Below are 24,779 nucleotides of genomic sequence, written 5' to 3'. Positions count from 1 at the left end.
CAAGGTCTTATCCGTATCGCATAGCTATAAATGTTGTATCATCATCAATTACTTTTTCTTGCTGCAATTTAAAGTCTTCCATTATTTGATTTAGGTTTGGTGATACGAATGTTTTTGAGGATAACGTTCGTTCATTTACTCCATCTGAAAACATAAAAAATAGCATACCGTGGGATAATGCATCACGAGTCACCCTGTAAGGTTTATGATAACCCGTTAAATAACCAGCTGAGGGGATGTTTCGTTTACGCTTACCTTTAGGAGGGATTACAATTATACCGATATTACCAATAGAAGTGAAAGAATACCATTCTTCTTGAAAATTAATTCTTAAAAGACCTAATACTGCTCCTCGTTTATTGGATAACGTATTGTTACACTCTTTAATGATCTTTTCAATTGGCTCATCAACGTGTTCATCAATAACATCCATGACGGCCTGAGAGAATTCTTTGGCAAATTCACCGCTACCTAAACCATCCGCAAGTGCGCAGACAAACTCTTTGTCTGTTTCCTTGTAAAAGTAGCTGTCACCACAATAATAGTTCCCTTTTTTAGGTTTCTGGTAGACTGAAACCTCTACCTTATTCCCTTCGCTTTCCACTAGTAAGCCTCCGTTTGATCCGATTGTAAGGCTTCTCGCAACTTACGAAGAGCACGGCGCTGTAATCTAGAAACATGCATTTGTGAAATGCCTAAGTGTTCCCCAGTATCCTTTTGACTCATATTTTCAAAATAAGTACATTTAAGGATTTCCTGCTCTCTCTCTGAAAGGATTGGTAATATTTTTTCCAATAGCATTTGCTGGTCAATTTGGTCATAGCCTTTTTCCGAATTCCCAATTAGATCTAAGATTGTGACAGTACTTCCATCTGAATCCGCCTCAATTTTACGATCAACAGACAACGCTTTATAACTTTTGCCCATTTCCATCGTCTCTAAGACATCTTCTTCAGATACATTTAGATACTCAGCAATCTCTTGAACGGATGGTGACCGTTGCATATCCACTGTTAATTCTTCGGCAGCTTTTTTGATTTTAGGCCCAAGTTCTTTAATGCGTCGAGGCACATGGACACTCCATGTTTTATCTCGTATAAATCGTTTAATTTCACCGATTATGGTCGGAATAGCGAACGATTCAAATGATTTTCCATAAGAAGGATCATAACGTCTAATCGCTGCTAAAAGCCCAAGCATCCCAACTTGTACTAGATCTTCATGGATTGAACTGTTTTTGGAATACTTTTTTGCAATGGATTGAACGAGATCCTCATATTGATGAACGATCTTCTCTTGAACGACCTCATCATCAGGAGTTTCTTGAAGATGTTTGATCCATTCGTAAACCTCACCCTCACGGTTATTGTGTGGTTGAGATTTGGTCGCCATTGAGCCCCACCTCATTTTCATGGAGGTATTTCGTCATTAGAACGATCACACCATATTTATTATTGATTTCGACTTTGTCCATCAGGGCATCGATTAAGAAGAGTCCAAAACCACCTTCACGTAAGTCTTCCACAGAATCTTCTTCTTGATAAGGTCCAATATCTTCTTTAACTTTCTTCAGATCAAAGCTACCACCGTGGTCGGCTACCATCACTTCAATACGGTTTTCATAAACACCAAAACCAATTGTGATCTCGCCTTCACCAGTTTCATTGTAAGCATGTTTAACTGCGTTCGTTATCGCTTCAGAAATGGCAACTTTCAGATCTTCAATATCGTCATACGCAAAGCCCATACGATTAGCAATTCCAGAGGTACTTAGGCGAACTACACCAACATATTCTGGTTTGGCAGGTACCTTTACCTCTATAAAATCAAATGTTTCTGACATTACATTCCACCCCGAACTGTAGAATCAGTTTCAATCGCAATGATTTCTGTTAATCCTGTGATTTTGAATAATCGATACACTCGATCTTGAAGGTTCACTAACTTCAATGTGTTGTTATATTCTTTTGTAGACTTAAGAGCACTAATAAATACTCCTAAACCTGTACTGTCCATGTAAGTGATTTGTTGTAAATCCACAATGACCGTTGCTTCACTTTCCTGTGTTAGAGGAAGTAGAGTCTCTTTTAATTTTGGTGCTGTATAAGCATCAATTTCACCTGATAATGAAACAATTTTTTCTGCTCCATTATGTTCAACATCAATCGTTAAATTCATGAAAACACTCCTCCTGCTCATCTTATTTAAGTCTCATCATAATGAAAGTACCCGATCTATTTAGTTATTAAACTTCTCGACGTAAAATAACCAAGGTAAAATCATCACGAAGTTGAAAATCCTGCAACCGTTCAAAATGTGAATAAACTTGATCGGTTATCTCCTGAGCAGGTAAATGTTTATAATGTCTAATTACTTCTGCGATTTCCTCACGTTCAATAAAGTCGTCACCAGAACGACATTCTGTAACACCATCTGTAAGCAATACGATCATGTCACCTGGATCCACCTGTTGTTCAAACTGTTTGTAACTCGTATCTCGATCCACACCTAAGACTAAGCCTTCAGCCTCGATATCTTTAAATGTATCTTCTTTAGCTGAATAATAAAAACCTGGCTCATGACCTGCTGAGGAATAGAAGAAACGATTATCTTTTGTGTCATAAAGACCATAGAACATTGTAATGAACATGCTTGGATCCACGTTTCTTTCGACAACTCGATTCATACCTTCTAAGACGATGCTTGGTTCCATACGTTTTTCAGGGAAACTATCCATTGAGTACTTGATCATCGACATACAAAGAGCTGCAGGAACACCTTTACCGATCACATCAGCTATCGCTATGCCTAATGATCCCTCTTGGTCTTCAACAAAGTGATAATAATCCCCGTTCATTTGTTTGGCAGGATGACTCGTAGCCCCAACATCTAATTGGTTATATTCAGGCTTAACGGTCGAAAGAAGGGTTTGTTGCATCTTGGCTGCAACAGATAATTCCGATTGAAGTTCTAGTTGTTTCTCTCGTAAAGCTTGATATTCCTGGTAGGCCAGCCCATAAGAGATCATAGTCTCCAATAGGAAGTTCATAGAATTTCGTATATCATCTGGTACATCCGGATACAATTCCATTAAAGCTTGAAAATGAACATTAATAATTTCATCTGGTGAAATATTTTGTTGTATAGAATGCTTACTGAATTGTTCAGCATTATACAATGCTTGTTCATTTTGTGTTTCAATATACTGTTTCATTAAGTCCTTATAAGTTTGTAAGTCAAGCTTTAAGGTACTCATAAGACTTCCTCCTTTAACGGAGCCATTTCACAACTTTAATTTCGGTCCCTTCCCCCTGCCTTGATATTACATCAAATTCGTCCATAAGACGTTTAACTCCTGGAAGACCGGCTCCTAATCCACCTGAAGTAGAGAATCCATCCTCCATAACTTGACTAACATCTTGAATACCAGGTCCTTCATCAATCGCTACAATTCGAAGACCTTTTTCATTCAGTTCATCAATGGCATCGAAGCACACTTTACCACTACCGGCATACAAATAGATGTTTCTGGCAAGTTCTGAGATGGCTGTAGCAATTCTAGCTTGGTCTACGTTACCAAACCCTACTTTCTTGGCTATGTCCCTGCCAAGTTGCCTTGCACCTACAATGTCCCATTCCTTTTTGATATTTACGCAGGATTGAAAGTCCATGTTCCTACTCCTCCAATTCCTGTCGAAGCTTAATCAACCCTTGTTCTAAGTCTAGTGCAGTTGGGACTTCCTGCAAGTGGATTCCCAGGTCAATTAATGTCATTGCAACAGCCGGCTGTATGCCTGTTAGAACTACTTTTGCACCCATTAAATCTGACATGGATACAACATCGCCTAATACTTTAGCAATAAATGAGTCAATAATATCTACAGATGTTAGATCGATCACCACTCCAGTAGCACCGCTCTCATGGATCTTATTTAATAAATCTTCTTGGAACTGAATAGCGGTTTGATCATCTAAGTCAATTTGAATGGATATTAATAGGTAGTTATGAAGTTTTAAAATTGGTATTCTCATTTGCTTCACTCCCTATCCAAAGAGTCTACAAGCTCTTCTATATCTTTATTTGTGTTTTCAATTCCGACAATTTTTCGATTGGTTAGTTCAAGTGCAGATTCGAACCCTTTTTTCAGTGAACTCTTTGTTGGGAACTTACTCAAATCAATTCCGAGATTCACAATTGTTTGGGCAATTTCAGGTCTAATACCGACAAGAATACAAGTAGAGCCAACCAGGCGAACGGCTTCAGCTGCTTGTATAATATGATGAGCAACCATTGTGTCTACGACCGGAACACCTGTAATATCAATTAGAACAACCTCAGCGTGGTGTTTGATCACACCATCAAGGAGATTTTCCATAATTAGTTTAGCGCGTTCCGTATCAATGGTTCCTATGAGCGGCATCACTGTGATGTTTTCCATAACAGGAATCAGAGGTGCTGATAATTCTTGGAGGGCCACTTTCTGAAGGGAGACAATATTTTCCCAACTACCAGAATATTCGTTTACAAGTTGGTTAATTATGGGGTCGACCCATTCATCAACTTTAGACAACACGGTGGAGAAATACGTTGTATCAACTTTGTTAGACTGGCTTAAGATATAATTGATCGTCACTCTTCGAAATGCTTGCATACCGTCCGTTAAGTAACTCAAAGGCCAACCTAGATTAATTAAACGTTCAGCAAATCCTTCTATGTCATTCGTTAGCCCTTCCTTTTCAAGACTTGAAAAAATGACATTTACAAACTCACGGTTTGTACTCTCAAATAACTCGTCAGAAATAGTTGATGTATAGTCGTGTTTCCTATTTCTCTCTATTTCCTCTAACCACATTTTTACGATTTCATTACTATTGTTAAGAACGATTTCCTTCAAGTTCGCTTCCATATCGAACCCCCCTGTTACTGATCACGAAACAACGTTCGAATTACGTCCATTGTCACACTTTTGTACAAGCTAAGCAAACATATAATCTGCTAACTCTAAAATTATTTTTGAAAAGTGTTGTTTTACTAACCTTAACACCAAACGACATTTTCTGCTACTTTCAATATTCTCCTACTTTATTACACCTTAATATCAGTAGCTTCAATTCATAAAATGCCCAGTAAAAAAATAAAGCTACCTTTAAAAGGTAGCTTTTTGGTTAAAAATCAATAAGACCTAGACTAATTTGCAACGCTTCATCAACTTTAGTCATCATTGAGTCATCCAAGTTCGTAATCTTATCTGTTAGTCGTTGTTTATCAATTGTTCGTATTTGCTCTAATAGAATAACTGAATCTCGTTCAAAGCCGTAACGTTCGGCATCAATTTCAACGTGTGTAGGTAGTTTGGCTTTTTGTATTTGCGCAGTAATGGCTGCCACAATAACTGTGGGACTGAATCGGTTACCGATATCATTTTGAAGGATTAAAACTGGGCGTACGCCTCCTTGCTCGGAACCAACGACCGGTGAAAGGTCCGCAAAGTACACGTCGCCTCTTTTAACGATCAAAGGATTACACCCCGCTCACAAGACGTTCACAGGTAGTTTCTGCCTCCTCTTCAGCTTGAAAAGCTTCTGAAGCAATGTTTAGATTAATTTTCGCCATTTCCATGTACCCTTCACGCATGGATTCACGAATGTGACGCTTTTTGCGTTCACGCAAATACATTTTTGTTGCCTGGTAAATAAAGTCGTTCCGATCCACGTTATCCTCCTCAACCATGCCATCTAATTCATTTAATAAATTTTGTGGCAATTTGATTTTGATCTCCTGTGAATTTTCGGACACAAACATGCACCTCCACCATCGACTATACACCTAAATATCGATCGAATTCTTATTCAATAATACCATTCAAAATAAGTCATTGCAAAGGTTCTTCCAAGATTTTATACCAATTTTCGTTTTATTATTCCAAAATTAGGGGATTCGTATGATAAACTCTCCAATATTTCTACAAAATCAGTCCTCAACCGACAAAGAATTATCAACTTCAATAATGTTTTTATCTTTCACATAGATACGTGGAACGCGATAACTGATCATGCATGGAATTTCGTAGTTGATGGTATCAAGGTAATCAGCTATCTCATCTATTGTAATCTCTTGATCCATTTGCTTACCTATTAAAGTTACTTTGGTACCGACAGGGTAAGGTTGATCTAAACGAACCATAAATTGGTCCATACATATCCGACCCACAATAGGCATACGCTTCCCCTCTACAAGCACTTCCATACCTTGCAACTTTCGTATCCAACCGTCAGCATAACCTAGAGGAACGGTTCCAATCCATTCCTCAGAAGACGTCGTATAGGTTGCTCCGTAACTTATTGACTCTCCTTTAGGTAATTTCTTCACATGAATAAGTTTGCTGTGCAAAGAGAATGCCGGCTGAAGAGGGATGGGCTCTAAGGCTTTCACATCTGTTGAAGGATACAACCCATACATACTTATGCCAAAACGTACAACGTGATGCATTTTTTCTGGAAACCTCATACTCGCAGCACTATTCCCTGTATGGATTTCGACATCCTCATTCCAGTGACGGTTGAATTCTTCGAGTAGTATCTCAAAACGTTCTTGCTGTTTATGAAAATAAGATAAGTCCAGCTCATCTGCTGTTGCAAAATGAGTAAATATCCCATCTATTTGAATCTTCTCATCCTGGCATGACAGAAGCAGTTCATGTAACTCTTCTTTAGTACGTACGCCTATTCTTCCCATGCCTGAATCCCATTTTAAATGTAGGGACAGTGCACCTTCATAGGATTGATTTTTCACAGATTCAACCCATTCAGTTTGAAATGCTGTTAGTGTTATATTGTATTTCACAGCTACAGGAGCATCTTCCGGACGCACCCAACCCATGACTAGAATAGGTGCCTCCACTCCTGCTTCACGTAGAATCAATGCTTCATCTAACAAGGAGACCGCTAAACCATATGCACCTGACTCCAAAGCAGCTTGGGCTACTTGAACATCCCCATGCCCGTAAGCATTAGCCTTAACCACTGCATAGATACCCGTTTTATCATCTAAAGTCTTTTGTAATTGTTTCATATTTTCTTTTATCGCATCTAATCGAATTTCTACCCATGAATCCCTGTAAAACGTTTCAATAGACAACAAAGGTCCCCTCTCACATGCTTTTTATAGTTCTCATTATTGACTGTGGTGCAAAGCATGTCAAATGATCTTTTACCTATAACCAGGGATTTAGATCACAAAAATAAAAGCAGACTCAAAAAGAAATTGTGCTGAGTCTGCTGCATGATATCAGGCTACTATTTGACTGCGGTACCTTGAACCGATTGTGCAATGTGGATCATCTCTTCTTTAGTTAACTGGTCACTAGCTAAATAAAAATTCATTCCGTTATGGGACCACTCTAGCGTGGAATTCGACCATGCTCCCATTGTATAACCAAGGTTTACAGGCTCACCAGAAACCTCAACTGGGACTGTTGCACTTGCTGGTACCGCACTTAGTGATTCTTGAATGAGCGTATAGGACTTGTCACCTTTGAAAGTCATAATCACTCGTTTACCGTTTGCTAAGTCCACTTCCTTCTTAGCTTCAAGCTCTGCATTTCCAATAGATGACTGAGGATATAACACAGTGAACGGCTTAGGTTGGTCCTCTTGTGCCATCACAGGAACACCTAAAACGCCACTAGACATGTTCTTCTCAGTAGTGAATGCATCATCACTAAATTGAGGATTTAATTCGAATGATGAGAAATTCACTTCAACTAAAGGATTTCGTTCTTGATCCATCACTTTCACCATTACAGGTGTAAGATCTTTTTTACTAAAATAGATTTCTTGAGTCGGTAGGTTTTTACTATTTTGATAGTTTGTTTTTGTTTCAAAGACATAATAATCTTCTTCTGAAGTGAACTTAGCCTCTTTATCTTTCTTAACGTCCATCACAAGGGAACCATACAAGTATGGTTGACTACTATTACGCGGCCATTCACTTTGAAACTTAAAACTCTTATTTAAAGCAGGTGTTAAAACAAAAACACCTTCCTCATTTCGTAGAATGATTTGACTTTCTTGTTTTTCTTGAGCGTTGTTAAGAAGAACACGATAGTAATCCTTCTTCTTGTGCCAAACATCAATATTATACTTTTGAGGTTCTTGCCCTGTTTTCAAGGTCATTGTAGCTTTTGCTTTATACCCATTCATCTGCTCAAGCTTTTTCTCAAGTGCACTAACCACATCTTCCTTAGATTTCTCTCCACAGGCTGATAAAACAAGGACCAATGATGCTAGGATCCAAAGCCATGCTAATTTTTTCATGATCACAACTCCTTTGTCTCATTTCAAAGGACAAAGGGAACATTTCACCTATAAAGATAATGTACGATACGTTTGCGCAAGACCTTCGATAATGTCATTAGCAAGAAGGTCATGTTCGGAGTGACGTTCAGCTGTTAACAGCTCGGCCGTGTACCCATGAATCCATGTACCGTTACAAAGCGCATCACCAATCGTTTGGTCTTGCATGATATATGCAAGCAAGATACCAGAGAGAGCATCTCCACTTCCGCCTTTGGCTAACCCTGGGTTACCCGTGTCGGTTACCCACTGTTCACCTTCAGGATTTGTAATGATGGTAAAAGCTCCTTTCAGCACGATGAAAACATGGTGCTTTTCCGCAAAGCTTCTCGTATATGCGAAAGGCTTAGAAAGGAGTTCAGGTATAGAAACACCTAATAAATGAGCCATCTCTCCTGGGTGAGGTGTCAAGATGCTAGGACCGTCTCGATCATCCAATATTGAAGTGTCCTTTTCTAGGGCATATAAACCATCCGCATCAATCACAACTGGGCAGGATGCTTTTTGTAAAACTTTTTGAAGCACCTGAACCGCTTCTTCATGCCTTCCCATACCCATGCCAATCGCAATCCCATCATAGGAAAGGTCCAACCCTTTCACATCCAAGATATACCCATTCAGGTCTTGGAGGGATATATACGTAGCTTCTAAAGTTGAAGAAGCCAGAGCTTGGATGACACTAGGTACAGTGGCTAAGGTTAGTAGCCCCGCTCCACCTCTTAATGCTGCTCGAGACGTAAGACCAACAGATCCTGGCATAGTTGAAGCCCCACCAATTACGAGCCCTTTCCCATGTTTTCCTTTATGAGAAAATGAGTTGCGTGTCGGAAATGTTGATTGGACTTGCGCCTTTCCATAGAAGGACCGCTTATGCTGTGATGGTGCTGGCAATCCGATATCCACGGTCTTCCACTCCCCATAAAAAGTAGCAGTATATTGAAAATAGGCGGAAAGCTTCGGATATTGAATGACCACAGTACGATCGGCTTTAACAGCTTGATTCACTTCCACTCCTTCATCAGCAGGGACACCACTTGGTAGATCAACAGAAATTGTATGGGTTGGTGATGCGTTAACTGTCTGAATCGCTTCTCGATATGGAGAACGAATTTCTCCTTTCACACCGATACCAAGCATTGCATCAACAATAATAGAATTCTGATCACAAAGCTTTTCTAAGGATTCTTGTCCATCATATTGAACGAAAGAATAACCCATGCTCAGAAGAAGCTTACGGTGATAGGCTGCATCCCCTTCAATTTTTGAAGAAGGAACCATCTGGACCGCTGTAACATCGTACCCACGTTGCAACAGCGTTCTTGCAATAACAAATCCATCACCACCGTTATTTCCTTTACCAATTAAAACGAGAATCCCATCTGATAAAGAAAGCTCAGATTCAATCTGATCTGCAACAGCCCGTCCGGCATTTTCCATTAGCAAACGTCCGTCTAGCCCTATTTCATCCATGGCATAACGGTCTAAATCGTACATTTCTTTTGCGGTGACAATATACACCTTGTTCCCTCCTACCCGCACTAGAATATATGAGACAAACTTTGTGATTATGCAGACTAGCCTTCGAAAGAAAAGTATAAGGTCCGTTTTGCCTGTATCCTCATAGAAAAAATTCATCACCTTGTTTATAAGAAACTAATCCTCTAACACAACCTGCGCAATGGCATGAGACTGACTATGAGAGATTGAAACCCATACTTTGTAAGGACAATTCTCCACCTTCATCATAGGGGAACCTTTATCTGATTTCGTAATAGAAATATCTTGGAATGAAAACTCTTTCCCTATTCCTGTCCCCATCGCTTTAGCTAGTGCTTCTTTAGCCGCAAAACGCCCTGCCACAAATTCAGCTTTTCTATGGTCTGCTTTTAGTGCGTTATATAAGTTTTTTTCATTTTCAGTTAATATACGTTCAATAAACTTTTGATTAGACTGAATACCCCTTTCAATCCGATCAATTTCTATTAAATCTATCCCAATTCCTTTAATCACAGTACCACCATCTTTCTATGACTATTCGTATTTATGTAGGTTTATAATTTTGTGAGCGGTTCATAACATGAATAAGCTTTTTTCATTGTATAATGAGAGTAATAAGAACTAAAGAGAACTATTACTTAAAGTAAGGAGAACTCACTATGTTTCGTCGTTCAGAATCATTTCAGGATTTTATTCGATTTTATCCTATTGTTTCCTTTTTAGTTGGACTTCATTTCTTTTTATGGTTAACAACTGATTTCTTAATGCTCTCACCCTTTGTAGCATTAGAAAACTCAGCTGAATTAAACAACTATTATGTTGCCAACGGGGAATACTGGCGTCTCGTAACCCCAATATTCTTCCACTATGGATTCGGTCACGCCTTGTTTAATTCCTTTTCTCTTGTATTATTTGGCCCTGCATTAGAGCAAATGCTTGGTAAGCCAAAATTTATTTTTGCCTACTTAGCAACAGGTATTATTGGAAACCTTGGCTCTTTCTTCTTCGGACCCATGCATGTTGTATCCGTAGGTGCATCAGGCGCTATCTTCGGACTATTTGGGATCTACTTATATATGATTTATGCACGTAGAGAGCTTATTGACCAAGCGAACACTCAAATCATATTAACCATCTCGGTGATTGCCTTGGTTATGACATTCCTCCGTTCAAACATTAATATTTATGGCCACATTTTTGGGCTTGTTGGGGGTCTAGTGGTCGCACCACTCGTTTTAAGGAATGCTCAACCATTTTCACAATGGCGAAATGTAAGACGCAGCCGGAAAGGTTCAGATGGGGACATTACTTTTGATCCAAACCGCTGGAAGAAAAGACGCTTTCCTATGAAGAAGTTTTTACCGAAGCTTTTATGGGGGATCCTCATTCTGCTTGTTGTATTTGGATTAATTTCAAGATTTCTATAAAGCAAGCGCGCACCGCAATCGGTGCGCGCTTTTGGTTATTCCTCTTTATTCTTCCCTTTTGCTAAAAGTGATTTTCTCAATTGCTGCAAGTCATGTTTAAACCGTTCTACTTCTTGGTCAGTCAATGTAGTTTCATCACCATAACGGACTTTTTGATAGACTTCTACATTCGCATCTTTCACACCTAATCGTTCGAACCAATCCTCAATGGTTTCATAGTTTTTCCTTCCAAAACCTTTCTTTTGAGCAAAGCGTTCGAAATCAAAAAACAGCTGTCGTATAGGATTTTCAGGCTTGCGGCCGAAGAACTTAGAGATTTTGTCCTTGAGGGAACTTTTCTCCTGAGTTGTCCATTTCGATGTCATACTCGCCTCATCGGACTCAGGATCTTTTCTTTTCTCCAAGACTTTTTTGCGAATAAGGATAATCGCTACAATAATAGCGACCACTATAATGATCGATAAGAAACTCCAATAAATGGTTTCACCTGCATTTTCAGCACCGGCAGTGTTTTTTGTCTGATCTTTAAAAGGTGATTCAAGCTTTTCCATAGTCACATCACTTTGTTGACTTTCTTTTATTCTTTCTTCTAATTGTCCTATTGCAGCGAGATCAACGCCAAGAAAGTCCAGAAAGTTCACAATCCCCAACATACCATATGAAAAAATGTTAGCTAGTAAAGTAAGCGTACCACTCCACATTCTTTCCAACCCATTATAAGCTGAGTAGGAGATTCCTGTAATCAGGAGAAAGGCTCCCGCAATTACTCCAATTTGAGTGAATGGCTTTTGATTAGAGTTTGAGATTTTAATACTCACAACATGACTGAGCATATGACCAAATATCAAAACGGAAACCTGCAACCCTACCATGAGATACATCGCAAAATCTGTAATGAGCAATGACTCAATTAAGACAAGAAACAAACCAAGCGTAATTAAACGATATTCATGGTCCATTCCTTCTTCTTGAAGATGGCGAATAAAACGCCAACTAAAGAATGCAGCCATCGTAATCGCAATAAGCAATGAGTAACCCATGACCACAAATAACATCACCGCTACTGGTACATAGATCAAAAATGGTATGTACGTGTCCGTAACACGGGTGAATAAAACCAAGATGATCGTTGTTCCCACAACAGCGATAATATAACTCATCATTGGTAAAGGAAGATCTCTAAAGTAATAGAAAGGGACTAACAATAGATAAAACAGAAATGCTTCTCCTAAGAACTGATAGATTCGAACGATCGTGAGGTTAGCTGTGATCATTGCGCAGCCACCCCCTTCACTACGTCTCCTACATAAGCCCCTTCTTCATATTCCTTAATGTGATAAACGTTCATTCGTTTCTTTTCCCAAGTTCTTGCATACATCTCAGCTTCTGGAGTTACTTCTCCAAACAAGAAAAGTGTCTTCGGCTTATATAAGTCTTTATCCACATGATATAACAGATTTTCATAAGGAAGAATTAACTCTTCTGTGTTTACCCTCGCTAAAAATTCAAGAGCATAGCGTAAATGCTCATTCCCGAGTCCTTCATGAAGATAAAAGTAAGGAGGAGACCCTGCTTTCCGTGCATTAATATGGATTTCATAAGCATAGCCTTTTTCAGCAGCAAACTGGCACATATATGTGACATAGGAAAGAATATTTTCGATGTTATGACTAACATATGTGTTTCGCATTCTAGTTGATTCAGAGATGTTTACGACAAACACCCATGTGATATCATGAACACGTTCGTACACCTTCGTTTGTAATGACTGTGTTCTGGCTGATGCCTTCCAATTAATGCGGTGGAACGGATCAGACGGCAAATAATCTCGAGTTCCCATTGGGCTCAGCTGATCTTCAAAGGGAGAGAATGTTGTTCTTTGTGAACCAATCGTTACATGAAAACGTTCCTCTAACCCTTTCACAGGTATTGGTGTCGGATAAATGATAAATTCCGTTCGATAAAAATCCCGAAAAAACAACGTGATATTTTCGAAACTCATTAAGTGAGGAAAGTGATACTCTATATCACTCAGCCTGGTCACACCACGTTTTTGAGCTTTCATATTTACCGAAACAACAGCATCACCTTTATCAATAATAGATAAAGGAATTTCATATAAGTTGGTTTTCTTATGTCCAACTGTTAAAAAGCGTTCATTTTGAACAACATTATTCGCGTAAAACTGGAACTTCCCGTTGATGATTGGAAGTCTCGATGAGTTTTGTAATCGAAGATCCATTTCTACTTCGTCCCCAGGAAACAACCTATATGTTGTTCTTTTATTAACGAGAGTAATTCCATGCCCTACATACTTATCATACATTTTACTCAAGAAAACAAAAGCAAACACAACACCTACGACCAAGTACACATTTGGTTTATTAGTAAAAAGAGCTAATACAGCTATCGTCACACAAAGGGTCACGAGCATGTCATATGTGGCTTCTAGATTCCCCCCAAATTCTTTCTTCCACTGCCTCACTTTCCTTCGCCTACTTCCACTGGAACTTCAATGGAATTTAAGATCTCCTCTACCACCTCTTCAGGTTTCTTTCTAATCGAACCTTCCATAGAAAGAATTAGACGATGTTCGAACACATATGGAGCTAACTCTTTTACATCTTCAGGCGTTACATACTGACGCCCTCTGATATAAGCTCTCGCTTGTGCAGCTCGCATTAAAGCTAAAGCCCCACGAGTACTAATCCCTAAATCAATATCGGGACTATTACGTGTCTCTGTCACAAGGGCTAACAAGTAATCGTGTACAGCTTCAGAAACCTTTACCTCTTTCACTTGTTCCTGCATAGATAGAATCATCTCTGGAGTTAATGTGGCTTGAAGTTCATCTAATGGTTCGTTCATCTGATATTCTATAAGGATGTTTTTCTCTTCTTCTCTCGTTGGGTACCCCATGTCCACTTTAAACAGGAAACGGTCAAGTTGGGCTTCCGGAAGTGGGAATGTTCCATAGTTACTTTCGACGGGGTTTTGTGTTGCAATAACGAAAAACGGTGGATTAATCGAAATCGTTTCCCCATCGATTGTAGTTTGATGTTCTTCCATCACCTCTAATAACGAAGATTGTGTTTTTGGTGTTGCACGGTTAATCTCATCCGCTAATAACACATTGGTCATAACTGGACCCATACGCAATTCGAACTCCTGTGTCTTCGGGTTAAAGAACTGGATTCCAGTTACATCGCTCGGTAAAACATCTGGAGTGAACTGAATACGGCGGAACTCTCCGTGAATGACCTTAGCAAAACTTTTTGCTAATTTTGTTTTTCCAGAACCAGGTACACTCTCTAATAAAACTTGTCCCTTTGCTAGCAATGATGTAAACAATAATTCTACGACATCACTTTTTCCTAAAATTACTTTTCCTATGTTTTCAATACCCTCTTGTATTTGTTTGTTTTGTTGAACCATATGTAAATTTCCCCCTTATTTCTCATTATTTCATTGTAACAACAATTGTCGAAAAATTCCTTTATTTTTTAATTATTTTAAATGAACCGTGTCCTAAATAATGCATTAAAATGCTTTCTAATACACTTCCAATTTTTTATTCACTTTAAAACGTCTACATTTATTTTTATCGTTTTTCAAAAGGGTGGATTCAGTATTGTTATCCTCTTCCTTGCCTTAATGATGATCACATCGTTCTTTATGAACAGCTCAAAATCTAGTCAAAAACAAAAGTGATTCAAGCTTACTAAATGAATACAAAAATTCACCATAAGAAAAACGACTCTCGATATGAGAGTCGTTTTTTTACTGCCTTTAAGATTCGTGTCCTTGATTACGACGACGGTTACGGCCTCCACCTTTGTAGTTGCCATTACCTTTGTATCCGCCTTTACCTTTGTAACCATTTCCACCTTTGTTATAGCCACCTTTTCCTTTATAACCACCTTTTCCGTTTCGGTCGTTACGATGGCCACGTCCTTTACCCTTACCTTTATACTTATCATTTTTAGCTTGCTTCACGCTAATTGGTGATAAGGAAGTAAGCTTAACAGGGACATCTTTTCTTTCTTTTGTAAGCATCTTCAACGCTGCAGAAAGAACTGTAACGGAATCATACTCTTCAAGAAGTTCAGCGGCAGTTGATTGGTAAGTCTCTAAATTATTAGATTCGATTGTCTGTCTTAAATTATCAATCGTTACTTGCTGCTGTCCTTTATTCGCTTCGTCATATGAAGGAATAGGGCGACGTTCAATTTTACGTCCTGTTGTCTTTTCGATTAAGTGTAGGTGAGCCATTTCTCTTGGTGTGATGAATGAAACAGCATACCCTTCTTTTCCGGCACGTCCTGTACGGCCGATTCGGTGTACATAGCTTTCTGGATCTTGAGGGATATCAAAGTTAAATACGTGAGTAACGCCAGAGATATCAAGACCACGTGCAGCCACATCTGTCGCAACAAGAACATCAATTTTTCCATTCTTGAATTTCTTCAGTACGTCCATACGTTTCTTCTGAGTTAAGTCACCATGAATACCTTCAGCACGGAATCCGCGAGCATTCAATCCGTCTGCAACTTCGTCTACACGTTTTTTCGTACGCCCAAACACGATTGAAAGTTCAGGTACATGAATGTCAAGAAGACGTGTTAGTGTATCGAACTTCTTAGCTTCATTTACTTCGACAAAGTATTGATCAATCTTCTCAACCGTCATTTGCTTCGCTTTTAGCTTAACGGTTTCTGGTTTTTTCATCATTTTGGTTGCAATTTCATGAATTTCTTTCGGCATTGTTGCAGAGAACAATAGCGTTTGACGCTGTTCAGGAACAGCTTTCAAAATATCTTTAATGTCTTCAATGAAGCCCATGTTTAACATTTCATCTGCTTCATCTAGAACAGTTGTATGAATGTTATTTAATGAAATCGTTTTGCGACGAATATGGTCTAATAAACGCCCAGGTGTTGCTACTACAATTTGAGGTCCTTGCTTCAAGGAACGAATTTGGCGTCCCATATCAGAACCACCATAAACAGGTAGTACCTGAATCCCTTTATAACGACCATATCGATTTAATTCTGTAGCCACTTGCATAGCAAGCTCGCGGGTAGGTGCAATCACAAGTCCTTGAGTCTTCTTTAGATCATGATTGATTTTTTCAATCAATGGAATCCCGAAGGCTGCTGTTTTACCAGTTCCCGTTTGGGCTTGTCCTATGACATCTCTTCCATCCATCGCAAGAGGAATCGTTTGTTCCTGTACTGGAGTTGTTTCTTCAAAACCCAGCTCTTCGACGGCCTTTAAAACTGATTTGGATAAACCTAATTGATTAAATGTTGTTGTCACTTTATTATTTCTACTCCTTTATTGTCTTCTTTACAACCAAAGAAAACCACGTAAAAAAGCCATCCTCACAGTTGGAAGAGGGCTTTCGGTACGAGAATGATTTAATACCATCTTACCACATCATAGTAAGTTCGGCAATTCACCCTAGTTTAAAGTACATTTTCTTTTCTATCAATGATAAAATGAAAAAAAGTGTAGTCTACACCTTGGTAAATAGAGGATATAATGATCTTATATTACCATTTATCATTGAAGAATTTGCTAAAGTTTGGAGTTGGTCTCTAGTGGAAAAACCGCCATTCAACCCTTATGTTGCTGTAGTTATTGGGGTGCTTTCCGTATCCACTGCTGCCGTACTTGTTAAACTAGCCGAATCTGCACCAGCCTCTATCATTGCAAATTATCGTTTACTTTTTGCTGTTCTTATTATGGCTCCTTATGTGCTGACTAAACACTTGCATGAGTTTAAGTCCATTTCAAAGCGAGACTGGATGCTCGCCTCAATATCAGGGGTTTTTCTCGCCTTCCACTTTATTTTGTGGTTCGAGTCACTAAACTATACATCTGTCGCAAGCTCAGTTGTCTTAGTTACATTGCAACCCATCTTCGCATTTCTAGGAACATTTATTTTCTTTAAGGAGAAATTTACAATTGGAGCCGTACTAAGTATGACAATCGCTTTAACAGGAAGTGTCATCATCAGTTGGGGTGACTTTCAAATAAGCGGGTTAGCTTTATGGGGGGATATTTTAGCTCTATTCGGTGCTATAATGGTAACAGGTTATTTTTTATTGGGACAAAATGTTCGAAAACGACTCCATTTAATGACTTATACATTTGTAGTTTATGGGATCAGCTCCCTAACATTAATATTGTATAATCTCGTTCTGCAACAGCCTTTTATAGGGTATCCAGCTGATCATTGGTGGGTATTTTTAGCACTTGCCATCATACCAACATTTTTTGGACATACATTATTTAACTGGGCCTTAAAATGGGTAAGTACATCCACCATATCCATGAGTATTGTATTTGAGCCAGTTGGAGCTTCTATCTTGGCCTATTTTGTTTTAGGGGAAATGATTACTTGGTCCCAATGGCTCGGAGGCTCGATCGTTATATTAGGTTTAAGCCTATTTATCATAAGTACTACAAAAAAACAAAAGCCTAAAATTACGCATTCTACTGAAACGTAAAGCAGCTTTAGGCTATTATCTAATTTAATAAAAAGCAGGTGATGATCAATGCAGATTAAAATCATGACAGACAGTGGCGCTGACCTTACTAAAGACCTTGTCGAACGCTATAATATTAAGATTGTTCCTTTAAATGTTCACTTCGGAGACGAGCAATTTCAAAGCGGTGTGGATATCGACATTCCTACATTTTACGAAAAAATGAAAGGTTCTGAAGAGCTCCCTACAACATCCGCTCCAGCTCCATATGCCTTTTACGAGGCTTATAAAGAAGTGGACCCAGAAGTTCCTATTCTAATGCTTTCTCTTTCCCAAGAGCTAAGTACAACTCATGATAATGCTGTTGCTGGAAAGAATATGCTTCTAGAAGAAGAACCATCAAGAAATATTGTGGTTCTAAATACGAAGACAGCTACTTCTGGTATGACGCTCTTAGTGAATGAAGCAGGTAGATGTGTTGAAGAAGGTATGGAGTTTGATGCTCTTGTTAATCACATGGAAGAGCGCATCGAGCAAACAGCAACTCTTATTTTCTTAAGAACGGTTGAAAACCTTATCAAAGGTGGACGTCTTGATCGTTTTAAAGGGACTATTGCTAAGACGTTAAACATTAAGATTCTGATGAAAAAGAGTGATATTGGGACAATTGAAGTTGCTGAAAAAGTTCGAGGAAACAAAAAAGCACTGCGCCGTTTCTTAGAGCAGATCGGTGAATACACGAAAAATTTCGAGGACAAAGTTATTGCGGTTTCCTATAGTACTACTGAAGAAAAAGCAAAAAGCTTCATCCATGAAATCAAAGATCGTTATGCCTTTAAAGATTCCATTTTAACCGAAATGGGCCCACTAATCGCAACACACGCCGGCGAAGGTGGTTATGTGATTTCGTTCTTTAGAGACTAATCAAAAGCTCAGACCTAGGTCTGAGCTTTTTTAGTGCTATTTTGCAGTATAAGACGGCTTAGGTGATAGCAATTAAAATACTGCGGCGATTAATGGGAATATAATCATGACCCAAAGGATTTCTTGGTCCCCCCCCCGAACCAAGGCGTAGACAGAGGCTTAGTTGCACTTATACTTCATTCTCTCAAAATTTTCACTACGTCGAATTTCTCCATTGCTAAAATTTTATACTTCTTAACGTGTAAATAAAGATCCAAGACTCTTCACAAGTGGACTGAATTGGTTAGCTGTATTGGCCATTTGCCCCATAGTAGAGAGCATTTTATCAAGATCTAACTGACCGTTCTTATCCTGAAAGTAGTGCATAAACCCTTTTGGGCCTTGCATTTGTCCATACTGAGGGAATTGCTGTTCTAATGAATAATAAGGGTTCCATTGATTCGGCTGCGGGGGCTTTGCAAATTGTTCATAGGGACTTTGAAAGATCGGTGGCTTCATATCTTGTTGTTCAGCAGGTTGAGGTTGCATCATATTCATTTGGTTTGGAACACTTTGAAATCCTGGAAATGGGTTTTGATTTGGATAAGTGGCTTGCATCGGCCGCGGCCCAAACGGTGGTTGCGGATATTGATTATACATATCCATAGGCACCTCCTAGCGATTAATGGTTATCTACCTATAGAATATGTAAATGTGTATGAGAAAGTGAAATAAGAAGCAATAAAAAAAAAGGAGGTTGTCCTCCTCCTTTTACTAATAACTTAAATTTCGTTGTCTAATATAAGTTGACACTTCATCAATACCTAATAACTTTTTGAACTTACGTTTCTGGAACCCTAATAACTTTTCACCATCTATAAAGGTTACCGGTGTTCCATAAACTCTATTTTCACGCATTTCCTTGTAATAAGCATCATTCTGAGAGATATTTTTTTCTGTATAGTCAATGTCCCACTCATTTAGATGATTTAATACACGTTCACAATAATGGCATCCATCACTTGTGTACACGACTACATTTGGTTTACTCATAGATGAATCCCCCAAACTTTTTAGTTCTTTACCCTTAAATTTTCACATATCCTAAAAACGTTCATAAATGTATTTTTCTCTTACCCTTGAAATATACATGTTAAACATATTCTTTTAAAAATTATTCAAAACTTAAGAAGGGTTGAGAAAAAAGAACTAGATCCGACCGGCTACTTTTAAAGAGCTTGATCAATTTTAGTGCTTCCACTTACCAAATCATAGCTTTGTTTAACCGTCTGGGGTGATTGTAACGTTTGGACAAGTACTTGTGCAACATCTTCCCTAGGGATTGAACCGAATTCATTTAAGTGTTCATTGATCTTAATATTTCCAGTCCCTTTGTCATTCGTTAAACCACCAGGTCTTACGATTGTATAATCAAGTGTTGTACCACGTAGATATGCGTCAGCTCTACCCTTAGCATATAGATAATGCCTCAATGTTTCTGGACCAATTTCTGGTCGGTTAGCTGCCATTGAACTAAGCATCACAAACCGTTTAATACCAAAGTTCTCAGCAATTTTCATTGATTTGATAGCACCCTCTTGGTCGATCATAATGGTTTTATCAGCACTAGTATGCGGACCTGATCCGGCTGCGAAAATAACAGCATCCACTCCATAAAAAGCATGCTTAAAATCCTTTTCCAAATCAGCAATTACCGTACTGGCACCTCGTTCTTCAAAATATGGAATTTGATCTGTATTTCTAATCATCGCAATCGCTTCATGATTGTTATCTATTAATTTATCAATGACATGTTTACCAACTTGTCCATTTGCTCCAATAACAAGTACTTTCATTATCCAGATTCCTCCTTTATTGCAATCATTGTTCCCGATTTAGCAATACCTAAACGAGAGAAACATTTCGTTCCACTAAAAATTCTTTTATTAAAAGAAGGATTCTGGAAAAAAGTAGCGAAAAACTACACATTAAGAATTCTTCCAAAGGGGTTACGTTTACATGAGTCATGTTTACTTTTTTACTGGATTCCCTGGATTTTTAACAAGTCACCTAATCAAGCAAATTGTTCATGAAGAATTTCCAATAGAAAAAATTTATTTATTCATCCTTCCATCCACCCGCACAATGGCCCAATGTAAGATCCATGAACTATGTGAAGAACTCGATATTTCAAACCACCTATTTGAGCTCATTGAAGGTGATATCACTAAGGAAAACTTAAACTTAGCGGATTCGACTTCTGAAACATTGCTAAATTCCATTACACACGCCTATCATTTAGCTGCAATCTATGACCTTTCCGTACCATATGAACCTGCATACAACGTTAATGTCCTTGGAACAAAACATGTAAATGAATGGCTATTGAAGGCTAAGTATTTAGAACGATATACGTACTTTAGTACGGCGTATGTATCAGGAAAACGTACTGGAACCATTAAAGAAACAGACTTGAAACATGGCCAAGGATTTAAAAACCATTATGAGTCAACAAAATACAAAGCTGAGCTTCTAGTTCATGACCTTAAAGGAAAATTACCAGTTACAATTATCCGACCTGGCATCGTGGTAGGGGATTCCCAAACTGGGAAAACATCGAAGTTTGATGGACCCTATTTTATATTGAATCTATTTGATCGCCTACATTTTCTACCCACTATCCCTTACTTCGGCAAAGGGTATGCAGAAGCAAACTTTGTTCCAGTTGATTATGTCATTCGCGCATCTGTCTTTTTGAGTCATCACACGAATTCCATTGGACAAACTTATCATCTGACTGACCCTAACCCGTATCAAAGTCATGAAGTCTATCGTATGTTAATGGAAGCATTGTTAGGGAAAACACCTTCTTACAGAATCCCTCTCCATGCAGCTAAACTTCCTTTAAACCTTCTTCCAGTTCGAAGATGGTTAAATATCCAAAAACAAACGATCCCATACTTCATATATAATTCTCACTATGATACCAGTCTAGCTACAAGTGCATTAAGAGGCACCGAAATTGAATGCCCTGATTTTGAAACAGTGATTCCACAACTCATTCATTTCTATAGATCGCATAAGCATGATGAGGATAAGAAGGTTACGATTTCTTAAAATTTATTAAAAAAGGCTGCCTTTTGTTGGGCAGCCTTTTGCAAATGACACTTATTCATCCTTTTCTGCAATCCATGCATCATAATAACTTTCAAGTTCCGCTTCTGCTTTCTCCTTTGCTTGTTGAAGCTCTATTAACTCCTCTGTAGTATCGGCTTTTTCCATTTCCTCCTCTATCTTTTGTAACTGTTGTTCTTTTTCTTCAATCTCTTTTTCTAAGTGAACATTGCCCTTATTTGATTGTGATATGTTGCTCACCGGCTTTTTAGATTTCATTACATGTTCTTCTTTCGTTTTCATGGCATCTAACTGATCTTGCCATTTTAGACGAGCTTCTTCATATCTTCTTGGGTAGCGATGTAGCACTCCCTCATGCAAAAAGGCTGTTTCTGTAAAGCAACTATTAAGGAAGTAACGGTCGTGGGATACCCCTAACACAGTCCCATTAAAGTTTTCAATCGCTTCCTCTAAGACTTCCTGGGAATCAATATCTAAGTGATTGGTTGGTTCATCAAGAATCAGTAGATTTATATTCTGATGCATAAAGACCGCTAGTTTCAGGCGCATTTGTTCACCACCACTAAGCATTCCGATTCTTTGAAAAACAGCATATCCAAAAAACATAAATCGAGCTAGTATCTGTCTTGCTTGACCTTCTGTTACTCGTACATGTTCTCGGAAGTATTCAATCATTTGCATGTCCGGGTCTTCGTGCTTCAAGGGTTCTTGGGGAAGATAACCGATAGACACCTGCGCTCCAAGAGATATTTCTCCACCATCTGGCTGTTCACTGCCAATAATGAGTTTAAGAAAGGTTGATTTCCCGCTCCCATTTCTACCAACAATGGCAAGTCTCTCTTGATAACGAAGATGAAGTTCAAGCCCTTGTAAGACAGGAGTATCACCATAAGATTTTGTAACATTTTCTGCTACGATGACATCTTTCCCTGTACGATCTTCAGCATCAAAAGATAACCCCATTTTTTGAGGATCAAGATTCGGTTTATCAAGCTTTTCCATTCGTTCTAGTGCTCTTTCCATGTTTCTGGCACGTTTATGCAGCTTTTCGCTTGGTGGATTTGCCTGATTTGCCCATATTTTAAGGCGCTTGATGGCTTCTTTCATTTTCTTGATCTTTTTTTGTTGTTCTTGATAAGCCTTAAATTCAGCAAGCAACCTCTCTTCTTTCTCTTTAACATACGAAGTGAAATTACCTATATAGACATTAATTTCTCCTTGGTCCAAGTCATAAATTTTTTCAACAGTTTGATCGAGAAACTGACGATCATGGGAAATAATGCAAACGGCTCCATCGTATTGTTGAATATAACTCTCTAACCATTCAATAGCATGTAAATCTAAATGGTTCGTTGGCTCATCCAAAAGCAATACATCAGGTTGTTCTAATAAAATTCTTGCAAGGCCTGCTTTCGTTTTTTCTCCGCCACTTAAATTTTGAAAAGGAGAGAAAAGAAGACCTTCTAAATGAAGTCCATGAGCTACTTTTTCGATTTGTGACTCAATTTCATATCCTCCAAGTCGCATAAACTCATCTTGAAGCTTCCCATACTCCTCTATAGCACGCTCCATTTTGTTTTCATCCTGCATATCTGTTTCTAATCTTTTCATTTTTTCCTGAATGGTCATTAAGCTTGAAAAACCCGATTTCAGATAATCATGCACAGTTCCGGCAACGCCTTCTGGAATTTGGCTTAAATATCCTACGTTGGCCTGCTTCTTTATAAATACTTGTCCATCGTCAGGGGTTTCAATTTGATTAATGAGCTTGAATATCGTTGTTTTTCCACTACCGTTTCTACCTACCAATCCGATTTTCTCACCAGGTTGTATTTCAAAATTTAGATTTTCAAATAATAGATCGCCACCAAGTATTTTCTTTATATCTTTTAATGTAATTAACATATATCGTTACCTCCGTTATGAAAAAACTAAAGCGGAAGCGCCCGGGTAGCAACGTATATGCTGGACTGAGCCGCAGTAAGATAAAGGAAACACGAAGAGCAAAGCGATTCGATGTTGACTTATCTTACGGAGGTGAGGGAAGCATACTAGTTGCTGGGCGCTGGAGCTGGACTTGGCCCCACGCTTATTAAAAAGCTATACACAAGGCACAAATTCCATAATTTCCTAGTTCATAAAAAAAGCCTGAGAATCTCTTAGATTTCTCAGGCTTCAAAAGGAAGAACACAACACCCCAATAAAAAACCACACATGTATTGAGATGTGTGGGGACAAATGTCGCTATTCTTCCTTGCACTTTAAGATGGAATAAGAGATCCACACAGTCATGATTTAGTTGCTAAAATTGGGCATACGTGTCCCGTTAGCAACAAATTCATGAGTTTGCGCACGGTAAAAATATAGTGATTTACTAACAATCATGCGCTTATCTGTGTGTAGCATCTCTTTTTCCACCTCCTTTTTCATAACGTGTAATTTCTTATAGATTATCATAATACGCACTTAGGCTGCAAGATTAACCCAATTGATCGGCATACTGTCCAAGCTTTTTGAGTAAAGGAATAAGCTCCTCTTTTTCCTCATTAGAAAGACCACCTGTAATCTCTTCGATTTTCTTCCAATGATCCGGAAAAATGGATTGTAATAGCTTACACCCTTCGTCTGAAATAGCAGCATAAGTAATACGACGGTCATTCGGACATGGCTTTCGCTCAAGCAAACCTTTCTGTTGAAGCTTGTCCACCACATAGGTAATGCTTCCACTTGCTAAAAGAATTTTATCCCCGATTTTTTGTAGAGGTTGTTCTCCTTGATGATAAAGCATTTCAAGGACACCAAATTCAGTTGGGTTAAGTCCTTGCTCTTGTATATCTCTTTTCACTTGATCTGTGATGGAACGATAAGCTTTGGATAACACAACAAATAATCTTAAGGATGGATCTTCTTTCTTTTGTTGATAATGTTGATCTTGATCCATATTAATCAGCCTTTCTATTCTATTCAA

The 24,779-nt window shown here is 38.6% G+C and carries 28 protein-coding genes; 4 read left to right on the top strand and 24 right to left on the bottom strand.

All coding sequences use genetic code 11. The annotated features are described in order from the left end of the window. Positions 1-7: 7 nt before the first annotated feature. The 14 genes from H514_RS0109300 to acpS all read right to left on the bottom strand — a co-directional run bounded on the left by H514_RS0109300 (position 8) and on the right by acpS (position 10,365). The gene (locus H514_RS0109300) at positions 8-604 is read right to left on the bottom strand and encodes a SpoIIE family protein phosphatase (RefSeq protein ID WP_027446729.1); all 597 of its coding nucleotides are present in this window, start codon (positions 602-604) and stop codon (positions 8-10) included. Next, entirely contained in the window at positions 604-1,392 is a 789-nt protein-coding gene (sigB, locus tag H514_RS0109295; RefSeq protein WP_027446728.1) for an RNA polymerase sigma factor SigB, read from the bottom strand. The genes H514_RS0109300 and sigB overlap by 1 nt, the downstream gene beginning before the upstream one ends. Next, entirely contained in the window at positions 1,364-1,843 is a 480-nt protein-coding gene (gene rsbW / locus H514_RS0109290; RefSeq protein WP_027446727.1) for an anti-sigma B factor RsbW, read from the bottom strand. The genes sigB and rsbW overlap by 29 nt, the downstream gene beginning before the upstream one ends. After that, a complete protein-coding gene (locus H514_RS0109285) occupies positions 1,843-2,178 on the bottom strand; it encodes an STAS domain-containing protein (RefSeq protein WP_027446726.1) in 336 nt (111 codons plus the stop codon). The genes rsbW and H514_RS0109285 overlap by 1 nt, the downstream gene beginning before the upstream one ends. A 67-nt stretch (positions 2,179-2,245) precedes the next feature. After that, positions 2,246-3,256, bottom strand: coding sequence for a PP2C family protein-serine/threonine phosphatase (locus H514_RS0109280; RefSeq protein WP_027446725.1), 1,011 nt, complete (start codon positions 3,254-3,256; stop codon positions 2,246-2,248). Positions 3,257-3,269: 13 nt separating this feature from the next. Then, positions 3,270-3,671, bottom strand: a complete 402-nt coding sequence (locus tag H514_RS0109275; protein ID WP_027446724.1) for an anti-sigma regulatory factor — start codon at positions 3,669-3,671, stop codon at positions 3,270-3,272. Positions 3,672-3,675: 4 nt separating this feature from the next. Beyond that, entirely contained in the window at positions 3,676-4,032 is a 357-nt protein-coding gene (locus tag H514_RS0109270) for an STAS domain-containing protein (protein WP_027446723.1), read from the bottom strand. 5 nt (positions 4,033-4,037) lie between these two features. Then, positions 4,038-4,907, bottom strand: coding sequence for an RsbT co-antagonist protein RsbRA (locus H514_RS0109265; protein WP_027446722.1), 870 nt, complete (start codon positions 4,905-4,907; stop codon positions 4,038-4,040). A gap of 259 nt (positions 4,908-5,166) precedes the next feature. Then, positions 5,167-5,517 (bottom strand): type II toxin-antitoxin system PemK/MazF family toxin, encoded by a 351-nt coding sequence (locus H514_RS0109260; RefSeq protein ID WP_027446721.1) that lies wholly within the window; start codon positions 5,515-5,517, stop codon positions 5,167-5,169. A 4-nt stretch (positions 5,518-5,521) separates the two neighbouring features. Further along, positions 5,522-5,803, bottom strand: a complete 282-nt coding sequence (locus H514_RS0109255; RefSeq protein WP_027446720.1) for a CopG family ribbon-helix-helix protein — start codon at positions 5,801-5,803, stop codon at positions 5,522-5,524. A gap of 168 nt (positions 5,804-5,971) precedes the next feature. Further along, a complete protein-coding gene (alr, locus tag H514_RS0109250; RefSeq protein ID WP_027446719.1) occupies positions 5,972-7,138 on the bottom strand; it encodes an alanine racemase in 1,167 nt (388 codons plus the stop codon). Between the two features lie 158 nt (positions 7,139-7,296). Then, positions 7,297-8,316, bottom strand: coding sequence for a LolA family protein (locus H514_RS0109245; RefSeq protein WP_027446718.1), 1,020 nt, complete (start codon positions 8,314-8,316; stop codon positions 7,297-7,299). A 48-nt stretch (positions 8,317-8,364) separates the two neighbouring features. Then, complete coding sequence (locus H514_RS0109240; protein WP_027446717.1) at positions 8,365-9,873, bottom strand: bifunctional ADP-dependent NAD(P)H-hydrate dehydratase/NAD(P)H-hydrate epimerase; 1,509 nt, start codon at positions 9,871-9,873, stop codon at positions 8,365-8,367. A 135-nt stretch (positions 9,874-10,008) separates the two neighbouring features. Then, on the bottom strand, positions 10,009-10,365 hold the full coding sequence (gene acpS / locus H514_RS0109235; protein WP_027446716.1) for a holo-ACP synthase: 357 nt from the start codon (positions 10,363-10,365) through the stop codon (positions 10,009-10,011). 146 nt (positions 10,366-10,511) lie between these two features. On the opposite strand from acpS, the gene H514_RS0109230 reads away from it, so the two are divergent. Next, positions 10,512-11,279, top strand: a complete 768-nt coding sequence (locus H514_RS0109230) for a rhomboid family intramembrane serine protease (RefSeq protein ID WP_027446715.1) — start codon at positions 10,512-10,514, stop codon at positions 11,277-11,279. A gap of 35 nt (positions 11,280-11,314) precedes the next feature. Here the strand turns inward: H514_RS0109230 and H514_RS0109225 are convergent, their stop codons facing one another. The 4 genes from H514_RS0109225 to H514_RS0109210 form a co-directional block, all read right to left on the bottom strand. After that, positions 11,315-12,553: a hypothetical protein gene (locus H514_RS0109225; protein ID WP_027446714.1), complete on the bottom strand. Its 1,239-nt coding sequence runs from the start codon at positions 12,551-12,553 to the stop codon at positions 11,315-11,317. After that, the gene (locus H514_RS0109220) at positions 12,550-13,764 is read right to left on the bottom strand and encodes a DUF58 domain-containing protein (RefSeq protein ID WP_027446713.1); all 1,215 of its coding nucleotides are present in this window, start codon (positions 13,762-13,764) and stop codon (positions 12,550-12,552) included. Before H514_RS0109220 ends, H514_RS0109225 begins: the two co-directional genes overlap by 4 nt. Next, complete coding sequence (locus H514_RS0109215) at positions 13,761-14,714, bottom strand: AAA family ATPase (protein WP_051255094.1); 954 nt, start codon at positions 14,712-14,714, stop codon at positions 13,761-13,763. Before H514_RS0109215 ends, H514_RS0109220 begins: the two co-directional genes overlap by 4 nt. 354 nt (positions 14,715-15,068) lie before the next feature. Further along, entirely contained in the window at positions 15,069-16,598 is a 1,530-nt protein-coding gene (locus H514_RS0109210; protein WP_027446711.1) for a DEAD/DEAH box helicase, read from the bottom strand. Between the two features lie 284 nt (positions 16,599-16,882). Between H514_RS0109210 and H514_RS0109205 the strand changes: the two genes are divergently transcribed. Together H514_RS0109205 and H514_RS0109200 are read left to right on the top strand one after the other, a co-directional pair. Further along, positions 16,883-17,794, top strand: coding sequence for a DMT family transporter (locus H514_RS0109205; RefSeq protein WP_027446710.1), 912 nt, complete (start codon positions 16,883-16,885; stop codon positions 17,792-17,794). 48 nt (positions 17,795-17,842) lie between these two features. Next, complete coding sequence (locus H514_RS0109200) at positions 17,843-18,697, top strand: DegV family protein (protein ID WP_027446709.1); 855 nt, start codon at positions 17,843-17,845, stop codon at positions 18,695-18,697. Positions 18,698-18,931: 234 nt separating this feature from the next. Here the strand turns inward: H514_RS0109200 and H514_RS0109195 are convergent, their stop codons facing one another. The 3 genes from H514_RS0109195 to H514_RS0109185 all read right to left on the bottom strand — a co-directional run bounded on the left by H514_RS0109195 (position 18,932) and on the right by H514_RS0109185 (position 20,532). After that, positions 18,932-19,342 carry a YppG family protein gene (locus tag H514_RS0109195; protein ID WP_027446708.1) on the bottom strand — a complete coding sequence of 137 codons (411 nt, stop codon included), beginning with the start codon at positions 19,340-19,342 and terminating at the stop codon, positions 18,932-18,934. Between the two features lie 108 nt (positions 19,343-19,450). Further along, positions 19,451-19,729 (bottom strand): glutaredoxin family protein, encoded by a 279-nt coding sequence (locus tag H514_RS0109190; RefSeq protein ID WP_027446707.1) that lies wholly within the window; start codon positions 19,727-19,729, stop codon positions 19,451-19,453. Between the two features lie 176 nt (positions 19,730-19,905). Beyond that, complete coding sequence (locus H514_RS0109185; RefSeq protein WP_027446706.1) at positions 19,906-20,532, bottom strand: SDR family oxidoreductase; 627 nt, start codon at positions 20,530-20,532, stop codon at positions 19,906-19,908. 163 nt (positions 20,533-20,695) lie between these two features. Here H514_RS0109185 and H514_RS0109180 point away from each other — a divergent pair, with 163 nt between their 5' ends. Continuing rightward, the gene (locus tag H514_RS0109180) at positions 20,696-21,793 is read left to right on the top strand and encodes an SDR family oxidoreductase (RefSeq protein WP_027446705.1); all 1,098 of its coding nucleotides are present in this window, start codon (positions 20,696-20,698) and stop codon (positions 21,791-21,793) included. A 51-nt stretch (positions 21,794-21,844) separates the two neighbouring features. On the opposite strand, the gene abc-f is transcribed toward H514_RS0109180, so the two are convergent. From abc-f to H514_RS0109170, 3 genes are all read right to left on the bottom strand, one after another. Next, positions 21,845-23,716, bottom strand: coding sequence for a ribosomal protection-like ABC-F family protein (abc-f, locus tag H514_RS0109175; RefSeq protein WP_027446704.1), 1,872 nt, complete (start codon positions 23,714-23,716; stop codon positions 21,845-21,847). Between the two features lie 390 nt (positions 23,717-24,106). Continuing rightward, positions 24,107-24,196, bottom strand: a complete 90-nt coding sequence (locus tag H514_RS25425; RefSeq protein WP_411431077.1) for an RAxF-45 family protein — start codon at positions 24,194-24,196, stop codon at positions 24,107-24,109. 94 nt (positions 24,197-24,290) lie between these two features. Continuing rightward, on the bottom strand, positions 24,291-24,752 hold the full coding sequence (locus H514_RS0109170) for a MarR family winged helix-turn-helix transcriptional regulator (RefSeq protein ID WP_027446703.1): 462 nt from the start codon (positions 24,750-24,752) through the stop codon (positions 24,291-24,293). Positions 24,753-24,779 lie beyond the last annotated feature (27 nt).

This window comes from Pontibacillus marinus BH030004 = DSM 16465, assembly GCF_000425225.1.
In the GTDB taxonomy this organism is placed as follows: domain Bacteria; phylum Bacillota; class Bacilli; order Bacillales; family BH030062; genus Pontibacillus; species Pontibacillus marinus.
The sequence above is the reverse complement of the archived record's forward strand: the minus strand, read 5'-3'. Positions and strand labels throughout refer to the sequence as shown.